The 14,849-nt window shown below is 40.4% G+C and carries 18 protein-coding genes; 1 reads left to right on the forward strand and 17 read right to left on the reverse strand.

All coding sequences use genetic code 11. The features are described from left to right. Positions 1-87 precede the first annotated feature (87 nt). Positions 88-258 (forward strand): hypothetical protein, encoded by a 171-nt coding sequence (locus BN1609_RS13950; RefSeq protein ID WP_159458338.1) that lies wholly within the window; start codon positions 88-90, stop codon positions 256-258. A 20-nt stretch (positions 259-278) separates the two neighbouring features. On the opposite strand, the gene BN1609_RS14145 is transcribed toward BN1609_RS13950, so the two are convergent. From BN1609_RS14145 to BN1609_RS13205, 17 genes are all read right to left on the reverse strand, one after another. Then, positions 279-413: a hypothetical protein gene (locus BN1609_RS14145; protein ID WP_255377394.1), complete on the reverse strand. Its 135-nt coding sequence runs from the start codon at positions 411-413 to the stop codon at positions 279-281. A 7-nt stretch (positions 414-420) separates the two neighbouring features. Beyond that, positions 421-879, reverse strand: a complete 459-nt coding sequence (locus tag BN1609_RS13125) for a hypothetical protein (RefSeq protein ID WP_088840953.1) — start codon at positions 877-879, stop codon at positions 421-423. 64 nt (positions 880-943) lie between these two features. Continuing rightward, positions 944-1,276 (reverse strand): LPD28 domain-containing protein, encoded by a 333-nt coding sequence (locus BN1609_RS13130; RefSeq protein WP_088840955.1) that lies wholly within the window; start codon positions 1,274-1,276, stop codon positions 944-946. Positions 1,277-1,287: 11 nt separating this feature from the next. Then, entirely contained in the window at positions 1,288-1,698 is a 411-nt protein-coding gene (locus tag BN1609_RS13135) for a hypothetical protein (RefSeq protein WP_088840956.1), read from the reverse strand. Between the two features lie 14 nt (positions 1,699-1,712). Further along, the gene (locus tag BN1609_RS13140) at positions 1,713-2,423 is read right to left on the reverse strand and encodes a hypothetical protein (protein ID WP_088840958.1); all 711 of its coding nucleotides are present in this window, start codon (positions 2,421-2,423) and stop codon (positions 1,713-1,715) included. Positions 2,424-2,459: 36 nt separating this feature from the next. Beyond that, positions 2,460-2,756: a hypothetical protein gene (locus BN1609_RS13145; RefSeq protein WP_088840960.1), complete on the reverse strand. Its 297-nt coding sequence runs from the start codon at positions 2,754-2,756 to the stop codon at positions 2,460-2,462. Between the two features lie 122 nt (positions 2,757-2,878). Beyond that, positions 2,879-3,121, reverse strand: a complete 243-nt coding sequence (locus tag BN1609_RS13150; RefSeq protein WP_088840961.1) for a hypothetical protein — start codon at positions 3,119-3,121, stop codon at positions 2,879-2,881. A gap of 499 nt (positions 3,122-3,620) precedes the next feature. Then, positions 3,621-3,968 (reverse strand): hypothetical protein, encoded by a 348-nt coding sequence (locus BN1609_RS13155; RefSeq protein WP_088840962.1) that lies wholly within the window; start codon positions 3,966-3,968, stop codon positions 3,621-3,623. After that, positions 3,965-4,483, reverse strand: a complete 519-nt coding sequence (locus tag BN1609_RS13160) for a single-stranded DNA-binding protein (RefSeq protein WP_088840963.1) — start codon at positions 4,481-4,483, stop codon at positions 3,965-3,967. The genes BN1609_RS13155 and BN1609_RS13160 overlap by 4 nt, the downstream gene beginning before the upstream one ends. Next, a complete protein-coding gene (locus BN1609_RS13165) occupies positions 4,480-5,295 on the reverse strand; it encodes a replication-relaxation family protein (RefSeq protein WP_088840964.1) in 816 nt (271 codons plus the stop codon). Before BN1609_RS13165 ends, BN1609_RS13160 begins: the two co-directional genes overlap by 4 nt. 690 nt (positions 5,296-5,985) lie before the next feature. Then, positions 5,986-7,974, reverse strand: coding sequence for a type IV secretory system conjugative DNA transfer family protein (locus tag BN1609_RS13175; protein WP_159458339.1), 1,989 nt, complete (start codon positions 7,972-7,974; stop codon positions 5,986-5,988). 216 nt (positions 7,975-8,190) lie between these two features. Beyond that, complete coding sequence (locus BN1609_RS13180) at positions 8,191-10,341, reverse strand: hypothetical protein (protein WP_088840968.1); 2,151 nt, start codon at positions 10,339-10,341, stop codon at positions 8,191-8,193. After that, on the reverse strand, positions 10,338-12,842 hold the full coding sequence (locus BN1609_RS13185) for an ATP-binding protein (RefSeq protein WP_088840969.1): 2,505 nt from the start codon (positions 12,840-12,842) through the stop codon (positions 10,338-10,340). The genes BN1609_RS13180 and BN1609_RS13185 overlap by 4 nt, the downstream gene beginning before the upstream one ends. 4 nt (positions 12,843-12,846) lie before the next feature. Beyond that, positions 12,847-13,242, reverse strand: coding sequence for a TcpE family conjugal transfer membrane protein (locus tag BN1609_RS13190; protein WP_088840970.1), 396 nt, complete (start codon positions 13,240-13,242; stop codon positions 12,847-12,849). A gap of 62 nt (positions 13,243-13,304) precedes the next feature. Beyond that, the gene (locus tag BN1609_RS13195) at positions 13,305-13,550 is read right to left on the reverse strand and encodes a hypothetical protein (protein ID WP_088840972.1); all 246 of its coding nucleotides are present in this window, start codon (positions 13,548-13,550) and stop codon (positions 13,305-13,307) included. An 11-nt stretch (positions 13,551-13,561) separates the two neighbouring features. Next, the gene (locus BN1609_RS13200; RefSeq protein WP_088840974.1) at positions 13,562-14,557 is read right to left on the reverse strand and encodes a conjugal transfer protein; all 996 of its coding nucleotides are present in this window, start codon (positions 14,555-14,557) and stop codon (positions 13,562-13,564) included. Beyond that, positions 14,550-14,837, reverse strand: a complete 288-nt coding sequence (locus BN1609_RS13205; RefSeq protein WP_088840976.1) for a hypothetical protein — start codon at positions 14,835-14,837, stop codon at positions 14,550-14,552. Before BN1609_RS13205 ends, BN1609_RS13200 begins: the two co-directional genes overlap by 8 nt. Positions 14,838-14,849: the final 12 nt, after the last annotated feature.

A 14,849-nucleotide genomic window follows, 5' to 3' on the forward strand; every position in this document is an offset into this window, starting at 1 on the left:
GAAGCGCAAGGTTCCGCCTAATGGCTGCCTAGATGCACACAAGATGTTGAAGCGTTGTCACGGAGCGAACAAAGTGAGCGCAGAACAATGCGTATGGCAAAGCAGAAAGGTAAAAATGATTTTCATAGGGGATTTTTAGCTTCAGCTAAAAATAACCATGCCCTTGACCTTATGCTTTTGACTTTTCCATGCGACAAGGCGTTTTGGAAGCTTGGAGCACTTCAGGTGGTGACAACCACCTTTCCTTTTAAAAAATAGGCACGCAAGGCGTGCTTATTTTAACCATGGGGGTATTCGCTTCCTATCACGGTCACCAAGTCATTCATCACGTCGACACTTGCAATATGGTCAACTTGTAAATGGACAACTTCATCTTGAGTGGTCACACCACGAAACTCGCCTGCTGTCAGCACCTCCACATCACTTAAAAAAAATGTGTATTTGAAATAGTGCTTTTCTTTCATGTTTGGCATTATAAACATAATCTCCATTCCTTTCCTTTTTTTTAAAATTGATGTGTTCATTTAACACTTGTCGCAACTTAGCACGGACATGTTGATTATTTTTCGCTTTTTTACAATGTTGCAGTTGCTCGTACAAGGTATCTAATGTGGCACTTCCCTGGTGGGCTTCTTGGCGTTGCCATTCGTAGCGAATGATGTCCCAGTAAGGCGGATGGCTGAAAACAAAATCCGATCCGCTTGGCATATCATCTTGTAAAGCGTTCCAGCCATTTGATAAGTCCAAATGAATGCTATTTTCAAGATGGAGCGCTTTCGCTACATCGGCGCCCGTCCCACCGCCTGAAAATACTTCTACAAATTTACGGGGCTTGTTCGCCCCGTAAAAATGTTGGATTAAATCACGTAACCAGAACAATTGCCCCGGTATTTTGAATCTCCATACGCGCCACGCTCTGGATAGCTGATAATACTAGATGTTATCATGCGTCTACCTCTCTTTTTTGCTCGCTTTTAAAGGCTTCAAAAGTCAACTTCCGCCCTGTATATTCCCAATCTTCTATATCTACCCAGCCCACAGCTGGAAATTCGATGGGGTTCGCACAAATGATGTCTAAACTATGGTTCACCATAACGTAAGGGGCAATATTGGCAAAGTCCATGCCATTATCAGAATCACGTACACAATAGGCATAGGCATCGTCTGGTAACGTACTCCGGTGAAAACGGAGTATGTTACTTAACGCGTGGATTGTATGATTAAATATTATTTCTTCATAAATGGCTTCAGGCTGAAAATCTTCATAATTACTCATTTTAATTCCTCCTAAGAAATTCGTTTGATTCCGCTATCTATTTTTTGAATCCCAATCGTGCCATATTCCGAACAATCAGGAAATGTTAAATTTTCAACGTAACAAAAGGCGTACCCTTCATTTAAATCACTTTCATCATATGTCCATTCCTCTTCGTTGTCGGTGACAAATAAATAATTTAAAAGGGTACCTAGGTTACTTTCAGTGAGAAGAATGAAATAAATTTGTTTATCAGGATTTTCCTCTTGAAAAGCCTGTACTTTCCTTTTTATTTCTTCATTTTTTTCAATGGGTTGAATGCTATATCCGTCACTATAAAATAACATGTCCTCACCCGCATCGTTTGCACACAGAGGTGTGTGCAAACCGATTTTTTCCATACGCCGTAACGCTTCTTTTTTCATGTCTTGTAGTGTGGTCATCTTCATTTTCCTCCTTAGTTCTCTTTCGTCTTGTCTAATAACTGTTGTACAAAAGTTTCTTCTTCCTCGTTATTGGGTGTGTACCAAGGAGAGATGAAAAAATCGCCCTTCTCGTCAATTTCAAACGCCACTTTCCGCAACCCTTTCACAAAATAAAATATCGGCTTTTTCTGCCATTGTGTCACGGCACCACTTTCAATGAGTTCCTTCGTTTTGGCGCTAAAAACGTTTTTTTCGGCTTGTTCCTGTATCGCTTCTAAGTCCGCAATTTTTCTTTTGAGCTTAGTGATTTGCGTGCCGTATGTTTTTTTAAGTAGCTTTGGTTTCGTTTTGTTGAAGGCTTTGGCTTCTTGATTGGCTTGTTCCAGTTCGATTAATTTCTGTCTGAAGTAATCTAAGTTATTGACACTTGTTTTTACGCCGATAGTCGCGTACTCTGACTTGCCTACCACATGCACATCTTGCACGAGTTGATTCGCTTGTTTGAATTGCTCTACATCTTCTAACATGGCAATTCTATCTTCTTGTTTCTCTTGTTCTTTGGCTAATTTTCTTTGCTTGGCGTAGTATCGTTTCACGTCTTTGTAAATATCCCGTCTTCCGATAATATTCGGTTGACCAAATGGAATATTGGCATTTTCCTTTCGAATGGCTTTTTTGACCTCTTCTTGTTCTTGTTTCAATCGTTCTAATTTAGATTGTGCTTGTTTGAATGGGGTTGACATGTTAAATTCCTCCTTTTTTGGTTGCCTTACTTAGCCTTAGCGTATATTTAATATTTCGAGTATAGTAATGCGCTTTACTGTGAAGCTGATTCGAATAATGTCATTTTTCCTTTTTTTTGAACGAAACCGTAAACCGATAAGAAAATGGTCTTTTACGGTTAAATCTAAGTCATAATTTTTCTGCAAAACCCAACGTTGTTCAGCCTCTAAAGCTTGTTGGCACATAAAGGCTTTAGCTTGTGCTTTTGTCATATTCGTTTTTAAGGTGTTTGTTTCTTTTTGTCCGTTTGGGTAACGTATTTCTTGAAAAACTTGATAATAGGGGAGGCTCATAGTTTATCTTCCTTTCTCTTGTGAAAATAGATGTTTTTTGTTAGAATAGATGTACAATTAATTTTTCATGTGTACGTTTGGACTTGACAGAATTCCCTTTCTGCCAAGTTTTTTGTTGTCTTTTATTCGATGGTAACGCCTTCAAAATGAAATGTAGCACTATGTTCATTTTTATGTGTCAGTGTAAAAACGAGCGTTTCATAATAAGAACAGGGCTCTGGGTCGAAAATGTTAACATTTTGATTCACTTTCATGTTTACCGCATATTTTTCAAGTTTTTGCATTAGAATTTCATGGGTTATCTGACTTAACGATTTGACTCTTGCTTTTTCAGCTTCTTTTTCATTAATAATCTTCACTTCCATGTGTCACAGCTCCTATTTTTTTATTTTCGGTTCTGGTTTTTGGGTTTGCTTTTGATTTTTTTGTTTTTTGAGGAAGTTTTTCTGAGCCGAAAAGAGAAAAACGCCTATTGGAATGAGTTTAGAGATCACCTCCCTGTTGGATTGGTTTGGTTTCGTTTTTTCAGTGTAGTTATCTTCGCCTGACTATCCGTGATTCCCGGAGGGAAAAAATCGCAAGGGAGTGCTGTAGGAAAAAGTTTTTTTGCGAAGCGTTTAAAAAAAGTTTTTCCGCCCCTTGCGATTTTTTCATGGAGGGAATAGGATAAGGAGGGCGAGGATAACTGCGTTCCACTGAAAAAACGAAACCTATCCCACAGGTGCATCGAAACGACGGCCAATCGCTCAGGCGTTTTTTAAAATCAAAAGGAACGAGCCGCGGCTCGTTCCTTCTATCCTCCCCCTCTTTCAAAACTGAAAGAGGGGGAATGAGGGGGAGATAGTCATCTTTTGGTTTGTTCCTTCAGTGTATTCTCTTCAGGTTGTGTTTTTCGATTTTTTGAAGCTTTTGATTATAGCGCCACGCTCGTTGAAAGGCCTCATATTCGTGTGGGGTCATCACCAAGGTTTCAACATCTTCTAGCCATTCCCCGGCCTCTTCATATTGAATTTTGGCCGTCACCACATAATCCAATCCCTCCGCTTCTCGTTTCCGCTTGATATGAAAACCCACAACCTCAGTTTCTTCTGTGTAGACTTGCTGTTCCAAGTAACGATAGACCCAGGTTCGGGTCTTTTTTTTCTGCGCTTGATTCACCAATACCATGCCTATAGCAACCACCAACAGAGTGAGCATCGCCCAGACTATCATGAACTAAAGCCTCCTTGATTACTTTGGGGGAAGCCCTGTTCATCACGGATAGGCGGCCATCCATCCTCTGGATAGTCATCATGCACCATCTCCTCTGCCGGTTCAGGTGGTTCTTCCATCCGTCCGGAAGCTCTAGCTGGTGGTGGTGGTGTTTCTTCTGTGATGTGACTCCCTGCGTGACTTATTTTTTCCATATATTTAATGTCATCGGCCAACACTTCTGTCACATACTGTTTTTTTCCTTCTTGATTGTCATAATCGCGAACCTGAATGCGACCCGTCACTAAAATGAGTTTGCCTTTCTTTTGATATTCATACAAATTTTCGGCCTGTTTTCCCCAAATGACACAACTGATAAAATCAGCGCCATAGTCTCCTGTTTTTTTATTTTTGCGGTCACGCGTGACCGCAAGTCGAAAATTACACACACTTTTGGAACCATCTTGGGTCTCCACTTTCTTTAATTCTAAATCTTGAGCAATACGACCAATTAACACGACTTTATTTAATTTCATTCTTCTTCCTCTTTTCTTTGGGTTTTGGTTTGTCTTAAATCTTGCGATAACTCTAACAGGGTTGTCGCAAAATCATCAAAATGGACAATAATGAGATTGGCATAGCCTCGATTTTTTTTATGCTCGATCTCTCCGACCATTTGATACAATTTTCTTTGAATAGCTTCAGTTGGCACGGCATAGATAATTTTTTCATCTTTCGTAAATTCGTTATCTAATAAATTCATGTAATGGGGCAAAATTCTTTCTTGATACCGCGTCACACTTTTTAGTGTTAGCTCGATTTCAAAGTGCCAATTAATATCTACATCCGCTTCAGGATCTAAAAATTCAAAACAAAAGTCCGGGACTTTATAAATCCGTCCTTTGGTATTTTCTTTGGCATCTTTTTGTTCGTGCACAAGCCTTCGTTCACTTGAAATACTGTTGAGTAAGGGATGGTACCCCAAAACTTGGATGGCTTCTAACATCATGTCATTAATCTTCAGATGGTGTTCCACATTATACTTAGGATTATTCGGCGCTGTTAAACTGGATCCTAAGAATGCGATTCCTTCTCTTGTGATGTAATAAACTGTTGAACGCTGATACGTATAATCGTACATGCGCTCAATAAAATGGAGTTCTTCCAAGGTGTTAAGCAGTTTGTCATAGGTTTTTTTATTTAACTTTTTATTCGTTGTGATAAATTGCTTAATTTGTTTTCTGGAGATAATTCTTAATTCATTGACCAACGCTAGTATAGTCGTTAAGTTTGCATTTCCAGAATGAGGATCAATGTAGTGATGAAATAATAATTTGTTAAGGCTCATTTTCTCCCTCCTTCCACCGTCTTTTAGGCCATGGGTTGGCGCAAGCTAACCCGTAAGTGAAAGACGTCACCAACCGAACGGGCGGTAGCGCCATTGTAACGAGAAGGTTGCACCTTCTCGTTTCGGTCTGTCCACTTTCCACATGAAAAGTGGACGGGCGTGTCGCTTTCCTTTTACGCTACTTTTCTGTATTTTTGCTGTTAAGGGCATGGCGGCGACGAGTGTCCACTCGTCGCTTCCATCTTCCCCCTCTTTCATGATTGAAAGAGGGGGAGTGAGGGGGTGTTTGTTGAGTACTGCCTCCTTGTGTTACGAATCCCCCCCTTCCTTCAAGTTTTGGTGAAGGAAGGGGGGCTAGGGGGGTTAGTAGTTGTTGCTCTTTTGTCTTTTTACTACTCTTTCTTTTTTCTCTTGGCACGAGGTCTTTTTTAGTTAGCTCCTCTTATTTAGGTAGGCTTTATTTCCCGTAATCCTGACCATTTTCTCCCGGTGTGGTTTCCACACCACGTAGGGAGAAAATGGTCAGGATTTTTTTGCTTGCAAAAAAGGGGGATAAAGCCTACCGTCCCAACACTTGGAGCGTGATGGCTAAAAAAGGCCTCGTGCCCACCAAAGCGCCCACCCCAAAACCCATGAAAGTACCCCGTCTTCTCCCCATGAAAGTGCCCACCAAAGTGCCCATTGTCAAATTTATGCTTTTCGTGCGTAAATTTTACGCGGTTCTTCGTATTCATCACTCGCTTTTCGATACAAAATAAACTCCCCTTGCTTTAATTCTTTGATTTTATCGGGCTCCACTTTGAAGTTTCTTACATCCCGTTTCGTTCCCTTATCGCCTGTCCAGTTAATGCGATTCAGGCTGCTATAACCTTCTTCTTGTGTGGTGACTTCCGTCACATCCACATCTTGATACGTTCCGATTAGCTTCGCGACATACTCAGCTTCTTCAGGGGAATTTAACCGTCCAATCATAAATGTGTTCGCATTCCCAATTAAAATTTCGGCTGCTTCTGGTTTTTTTAGCTTTAAATCGGTTAAGGTTTGAGGAGAAAATATCGTGTGAATACCTGCTCCTCTCGTTTTATTTACCGTGTCTAAAAAGTTCAATGACAGGTACGTCGTAGGCTCATCACAAAATAAAAACATCGGTTTAGGTACGTAGGAAGGATTCTTTTTCTTTTCACGGCCAATCGTTTTATACCGATAAGAAGCTAAAAAATTCATCTCTCCAATGAGAAAATGCGCCAAAATTTCAATAAACTTTTGGTAAATTAAGCCGTCTAACGCCACGTAGACAATGGCATTTTCTTCATCTGCGGCAAGTAAATCAAGCTCTTCCTTTTCCGAATTTGTTGTATCAAACAGATAACCTATTTCGCTATTTAGTAATAAATCAACGTTGGTAATCAAATTATCAGACTTCGAATACAGTTGATAAATGCCACCTTCCGCCTTCTCATATTTTTCAAACAACTGATAAAAGGTGTTCTGTTGGGCATCGGTCAGCTCTTCCTTCAGAAACTTAATTCGACGATATAGGGGCATTTCTTCAATCATTTGTCGGATGACATCGGCTTGCTCTGGTTGTTGTCCCTGATGTTCGATACGTGCACCTGCACGCCCTGCCATACCTCGCGGTGCCGTCGTATAGGCCTGCGCTTTAGCTTTCTTCATCGCCTCCTTCTCGGTCTCTTGCTCTTGCGCTTCTTCATTGGCTTGTTGATACGCATCAATCATTTTTCGCTTTCGTTTATAAATATCGTCATATTTTAATGACTTCCACGGAATCAATTGGTGAAAGACTCGCAGCGCTTCCTCAGCATTTAATAGTTTGGAAAAGGTGTGTAAGTTGCGTTTTAGAAAAGGCGTTTGATCGATTAATTGAACCGTCGTTTGAATGAGTTTTTCTCCTCCACTCGAATAATACATACTCTCTGACTCAGCTAAACCGATTAACTTATCACGTACTACCACACTATTTCCATACTTAATGGGGTTATAGCGCAAGTCATGTTCATCAGAAAAAATAGAGAGCGGTCGGTTATGTTTCTTCGCGTAGTCTTCGACTGATTGTCGGGTTTCTGAACTCCCTTTCCCATCGATAATAAGCGCAGGGAGATGCGCACGTGCACAATAATCAAAGAACACTTCGAGCAATGTCGTTTTCCCACTACCGGTCGTTCCAGCGATTAGACCATGATAATTGAACTCTTTTAAAGGCACCCATGCTTCTTCACCATATTCGTCTACCCCCAGTAAAAGGGGCAACCTTTGCGTTTGAGTATCTTCTGTCATGACGACTTCTGCCATCTTCTGTTCATACTTTTCATTCAGATTTTCGTTGGTTTCCCGTCTGTTTCGACGCCGTTCTAAATAGGCTTGGGACTCAAACATTCGTTTCCGTCGCTTATCTGTGGATTCCACTTTTTGTTTTTGCTGAAAAATGAAGAAAAGGATAAACACACACATCATCCCACATCCACCTAAGAAAAGGGGGAAAATGGTCGCTTCTGTTATCTGTAAAGGACTTCCAATTTGTTGCATTGGAAAGTACTGATACGCTGAAAAATAGGCTTGCGGCATCACTCGAATAAACAAAAACAGATTCAAGAAAAAGAACCCGATGGCAGCCACCCAAAAAATTTTTTCCTTCTGATAGAGCCATGGTTTGAATATCATTTTGGCACCGTTTCTCTTCCGATCAACTTGATAATGATAATATAAAAATGGGGAGGCACAGATCATACCACTGATTAAAAACGGATAGAAGAGAAAGCCTATCAAGAACAGAAGAAGATATAGTTTTTGTAACCGTGTTTTTGGGGGCTGATTGGGGTCACTTCCTTTCGACCTTCTGGAGCCACTAAAATCAAATATTCCTCGATTTTCCCACATCTAATGACGCCTCCTTTTGTTGCTTATCCCAAGCATAGAAGTTGTTTGTTTCTGTCCCACGCGCGGTCGATTGTTGGCTTTCTGACCATGAAGCCTCCTAGCTTGAAGTGGTACAGATGATGTTTGTCCGGTCCCGCGTGACATGTTTCCAGAAGGGAACTTGGGCGCTTGATTTGTAGAACCCTTTGGCTGTAAACGTGGTCTTCGGTTCGCCATCGTAGGGGCTGTCTCCGACCGATTTGTCGCTGGGTTTGGTGTCAATTGTCGCTGCGTTGATGGCCTTCTTATCTTTGGCTCCATGGCTTGACTTCGTTTCTGGTCAAGCTGTTGACGAGCTGCTTGCTGATGCGCTTTTTTCATCGGGGCGCGCTGTTTCTCATACGCTCGTTCACGTTGTAAAGCATCTTGTTTTTCCCTTCGCCGTTCATGTTTTTGCTCAATCTGTTGACGTTTAGCTTGTCGACGCATTTGTTGAGGTGTTATGCTTCCATTTCGACCATGCCCCACTTCGACATCTTGAAAGGTTTCTTCCAATCCTTTCTGACGATCACGATGCACTTGACGAGCCTTGCTGTTTTGTACACGCGCTTGGCCAGCTTGTTCTTTCGCTTTGGCTTGTTCTTGTTTTTCCTGTAGACCTTTACGCGCTTCTTGCGCTAATTTTAAGGCGCGTTTAGGCGCTCTTAAAAAGCTTGGCCCATATATTTTTCTTCGTTTTCGTGCATTCTCTCGTTCTTGTTCTTTTTTCGCTTTGAGACGTTCTTTTTCTTCCTTAGTAGGTTTTTCTTTTCCATTTCGATTATATCCAGCTGCTGCCGGATTAAAGAATTGTTTCGCGAGCTGTTGACCTTGAACCGGTCGTCCCGTGAACACGGTCTGAAGTAAGGAGAATAAAAAGTGTCGCCACACATAAACTGCGAGTGGCATCAACATATACAACATAATTATCGCTATTTTTAACAACGAATTGGGCTGACTATCACTTGTCCGATAAGCCAATATCATATAGGAGGTATAAAAGTAAACCATAAAGGATACGCCTCCTTTAAATAGCATTAACGTCAAATACCCTTTGCCAATATTTTTAATAGGGTTCATGTTGCTGGAAAACATGGAGAATAATAAAATCAATAAACTTAAAGGAAAGAGAAAGGTTAACAAGAAACCTAACATAGATTTCACGACAAAAAGCAGGAAGAAAATCACCATTTGAAAGAGATTTAGTATGAGGAAAAAGAGAAGTAAATTAGTCACACTTAAGCTTTTTTTCCACCCCACATTTTTGTTTCCTAAGTCATCGTATTCAATTTTGGCCAGATCCGATACAAAATTATCATCTACTTGACTAGAATCTGCGTTTCCCATAAGTAATCCAATTCGATTATAGTCTTGATTATTGTAGGAAATCGTTTTCTCGTTAATCTTATCCGCATTACTGGACCCATAATTGGCAATCCAATAAGGAACAATAACATTTGCCTTAAAGATATTGGCTTTGATTCTTGTACCTGGCGTCACTTTTTTTCCGGCTGCATCCGTTGCATGTTGATCGCCCTCAATCACTGGCGTATATTCTGTAAACTTACTCGCAACCGCTGTATCCAGATTGGTTGCAAAATTCATGATTTGCTTACTAGTCGTTGGACTTTTCATCGCAGTAAAGGCGGTCACCACGACAACAGCCATCAGAAAAACCATCAAGGCACGTTTGATATTTTGTTCTAAAATAAATTTCACCACCATCATCATGCCCATGACTGTTGCCCCGATGGTCGTTGCAATGCCCAATAATGAACCTGCCATGACATTCGTCATATCTAAAATGGGTTGGCGTATCGGTTTCATAGCATCATAATCAAATAAAAAACCAATGACATTCGCATTAAATTTTCCTACCGCTATAACGACTGACATGACAGCATTTTTAATCGTCACACCCATATTCGCAAGCACTTCAGCCAATTTATTTAAGCTTTCGTATTCCTTGGTCATCAAGGGAAATGAAAAATCTCCGTAATCTTGTAGCAGCTCTACGGGGTCATCCGTGATTGTTGGATTTTGTAAGGTTCCCTCTGCCAAGACGATGGTGCTATTTCCTAGCCATATCACGACAATAAGAATCAAAAAAAAGACTCCTTTACGTTTCATCATGCGAGTAACCCCCTTTCTTCTTCCAAGGCTAACGCATCTTGAATGCGTTCTTCTGTTTTATCTGTGGAAGAGCAAGCACGTAACCATTCTTCAAAGAGAACATCCACGACAATGGGTTGCGTCCGGTCTAAGTGATCTTGTACAAGGCATGTGCCTTGTTTCAGATTGTCAATCACTTCCAGATTTTCCTCATTCACTTCCAGTTTTAGCGATTCTAAAGCCCGTATTTGAGCGTCTTTCCCCTTCGGTTTAAACATAAATTTATAACTAATGAGTTCTTTTTTCTTCTCATCGGCTACATCTAAATCGGCTTGTGAGATGAGATAGATATCGGTATTGTTCGCGCGTCCTTTCCGCAAACTATCAATGATTTTTTCTTGGCCACTTGCTGTATCTTCCATTCCACCTGCTTCATCGTAAATAATGGCAGCATCTTGGTTTCGGTCTTTCGAAAACACACTGACAAGACGATACAAGTTTTCCATGATAATAAATGAAACATATTGCGTTTTAGATGGTTTTTGTTTTTCTTTGATTTCTTCTTTCGTCTGAAGCTGTAAGCCTGCAATGCCCAAAACCGTAATAGGATTGGAAAAATCCATCATGGGTGAATCATCTCGTCCAAAAAGTACGCGGCCAATCGTCTTATCATAACCTTCTATGACTTCTGCCATTTCTGGGTCATGTTTTCGTATTTCATCGAGTACACGAGATAAATTTTGTTGAGGATGCTCCGATACTACTTTTTTTACAGCTCGTTGGATAATCAGCCGTTTTGTCAACGTGGTCTTCGCTACTTTATCCACTTCCGCAAGGTGTTCGAGCGTTTCACAAGCTGCCGTTTCTGCTTCTTCCCCTTGTAAAAAACGTAAAGGGTCTAATAAGCCACGATTTTTTTCTTCCCCCGATAGGCGAAGGAAGTTAATTCGCTCCACTTTCTTACGAAATTCTGGAATATGGCCATATTCCTCCAAAGCACGCATAAAAAAGTCTTCGGTTTCATCTTTGGGATCCACATAAAGCACTTTCTGGCCTAAGTCAGGCAACCAACAAAATATATACTTCACGGTCACACTTTTCCCTGAGCCAGGCGGCCCGATAATCTGCGTATTCCCATTCGTTGCGGTAGCACCCTTGATGGCTTTTTTCGTTAAAGCTGGGTTAAACCAAAACATTTTGGAAGACATCCCCCGTGCTTCATCGGCATCTCGAAACTTTTTATGGGTAATGACACGACCTAAAGGAATCCCGTAACGATTCCCAATTTGTGTTTCTAAATCAAGCCCCATATCCCATATATAGCCTGATGACATTTCTCGTTCAAATAATTGAAAACTATACTTAGTACCTGGTAACGCTTGGTGAAATAAGGTTAATTGATCCACAACGGGTTGGTACACACGGAAAGCGGTCGACTTGACGGCATACTGTAAACTTTTTATCCGTTGGTCTAACTCTTCTTTGGAATCGGCATATAAAACAAAGAATAACGTAGTTTTAGCCAGTTGAAGGTGATCCTGTCGGATGCCTGATTGTAAATCTTTTAAAGCACTTTCTCCTTTCTCTAGGACATCATCTTCTTCCAAAGGTCTATCGGTTTGATCCCGATCTTTTTCCTGCCAATACACCCGATCACGAATCTTACTAATTTGACGCAAATTACGTTCTTGCTTCATAAAGCGAAGATGACTATGCGTCTCAAACGGAAAGGGTAAGGTATCACGTAAGCGTTGAATAAAAGCACTCCCTTTTATCACTTCAGGAGTCTCGACAACGGGTAATACCGAGATATAATGGGTTTTGTTTAACTGTTCAATCGTTAAATAACCTTTATGGTTCGTTATAATGCCTTCTTGCCGGTTGAAGGCATCTACATGCACTTGAGATAAGGGTCTTTGATCGGCACGATGAAATTGATAATACAAAATACGGTTCATTTCTTCTTCTGTTACCCGGTCTAATTTCTTATAGTTTTTCAAATCTTCAAACAACATGTTTTCCAGACGAATGTAATGTTGTAACGGCTTCTTCTCCAAAGTTTCGTTACCTGCTATTTGCTTTAAGTTTTGCTTAGCGCGTGTCCATAATTCTTGTAAGAAATCCACCGGATTTACAATTTCCACTTCTTTTGTCAAACGTACCTGTAAATACTGCACGTAGTGGTTACTGTGCACTTCATCTTTTAAAATCCGGCCAGCTCTTTCCCAATATTCCTGCTGCACCTCACCATTTCGAATTAACACTTTATCCACGGTTTTTTGAATGTGCTCCTCAATGTCATAGCCTTCCGGCACATCTAATAAATGATAGTCAAACTCTTCATGAGAGAAGACGCCTTTCCCGTCTTCCACATATCCCTTAAAAAAATCAATATCATTTAAAGGACAGTCTTGCATATCCAAGCGATACAAGGCAAAAACATCATTCGTTGGCGATAACAGCACATTCCCTTGTATCTGTCCATAAGGAGACAGCGCTTTATTGATTCCTTTTCTTCCCATTTAGTTAACGTCCTTTCGTGATATAGACCACTGTAGTTTCAATTGGATGTGCAACATGATGGCCATGCTCATATTGGATCATTTGCTGTTTTTGAAAGGAGAAGCGATCCAGCGCATAAAGCCAAAAATTTTTCTTATCCCAATTCAATGTAAAAAGAATCCAGGTAAGGAGTATGATTCCTCCAAAAAGCAGTAACCATCCTTTTGTAAAAGCATGTTGAATCCACGTGACTTGTAAGAACAGTCCGATTAATCCAAATATCGATAGACCACCCACTAATAAGCCTACAATGATTAATTGCGACATAGATATGCCATTTTTCATATAAGGAATGGGATGGCCTCGGAACGTGTAGAAGCGTATGCCTTGCTTTAACATTTTGGTATAATCTATTTCCATTCCTTTCGCTCCTTTCAAAAGACTTGTGTAGAGACACAAGTCTTCCTTTTCGATTCGTTTTCTTATTTGCCAAGCGTATTAAAGACTCCATCATAAAGAAAGTGCCCAATTTCTGTTAAATGGCCAAAAGATATCACAAACATTGCGACGACTAGAATTCCGATTGCTGCTCCTATGGCTCTCATCCACCCTTGAGTAAACACACCCAAAATGATGACCACAACGCCTGCAATCGCTAACACAATCATCAATTGACCACTCAGTGATGTCCATAAACCGGATAAATCAAAAGGTAAATCCACTTTCATCCACCTCCCTTCTAATCATTCATTTTGTCCACAAAATAACTGCCTTTATTTTCACGCATTTCCAAGGTAAATGCGGATGTGTATGCAGATGACTCTTGGAAATAAAATGTATACGTGCCTTGTACCACCACCTTTCCATTTTTTCTAACGCTATTGGTTAAGGTAGCGGTTTGAAAAGTGCCACCATCAATGCCTTGGACAGAAGCTACCAAGTTTAAATTGCTATCATTTCGACAATATAAAGCTAAAAATTTTTCCACAAATTGTGTCATTTTCGTCTTTTCTGCACCAGAAATGACTTCCCCTTTTACTTCTAAATCTTCTGACGTGTAAGGGGCTTTGTGACTTTCACCTGTATCCTTGTTTGCATTCAAGTATTCTGGAATTTGAATTAATTTCATTTTGTCATCCTGGTAGATGCCATATAGAACCACTTGCACATTTCGATCATGATTTTGTTCGACAAATTGCACATCGTAAGTGGTCTTATAAACCGTTATCTCTTTCAAATGAGACACGGTTTCTTGTTTGATTTCTTGTACCTGTTTGACACTCCGAACTGTATCTTTTCCGGATATATCAAACCCACTTATCTCTAAACTTCCAGATAGATGCGCATTCAGTTGCTTGACACGCTTGTCTTGTTCCGCCTGATTTTTACTATGTGTGAAAAAAGTCTGCAACCACTTATTGCCCTCAAACGATACGATTTTCCCAATTTGTTGAGATTGTTGAATTTCTGCGGCAATATCGTTCGCTTTCACTTCTTTTTTATTCGCTAAATCAATGACGGTATTCATACGACCTACATTCATCACAATCACGATAAAAAACAGGGTAAAGAGTACATAAAAAAAGATGGTTAGCCCATTTTGAAGACGGTGCCGGTGCATCGGAATTTGACGAGTAGATCTTCTTTCTTTGCTGGATTTGGTGGTGCTCTTCCCTTTTTTAGCAGGTTTTCCCTCCGGCCTATCAGGATCAAAATGGAGCTTAGGTTCACTCATGTACAAGCCCTATTCGTTGACTTAACTCTTTGGGCACCTTATCTGAAATAATCACGCCATTCACTTGAATACCAGCGCCTTCAAGGAAATATAGGGCTCGCTGATAATTGGGTTTGTTCTGTGCCGTCTGTTGATGATCTTGATAGCGAAGAACGGTTCCAATCACGTAGTGTTTGTTGATTATTTTTTTCAAAATTTCATTTCTGACACGTTCATAACCATTCAATGGTTGTTCTTCATTGCGTGGGAAAGTATTCTCTTGCAGAGATTGATTTTCCATCCTTTTTCGCTT

Source organism: Listeria sp. ILCC797, from assembly GCF_900186185.1.
GTDB lineage: Bacteria > Bacillota > Bacilli > Lactobacillales > Listeriaceae > Listeria > Listeria goaensis.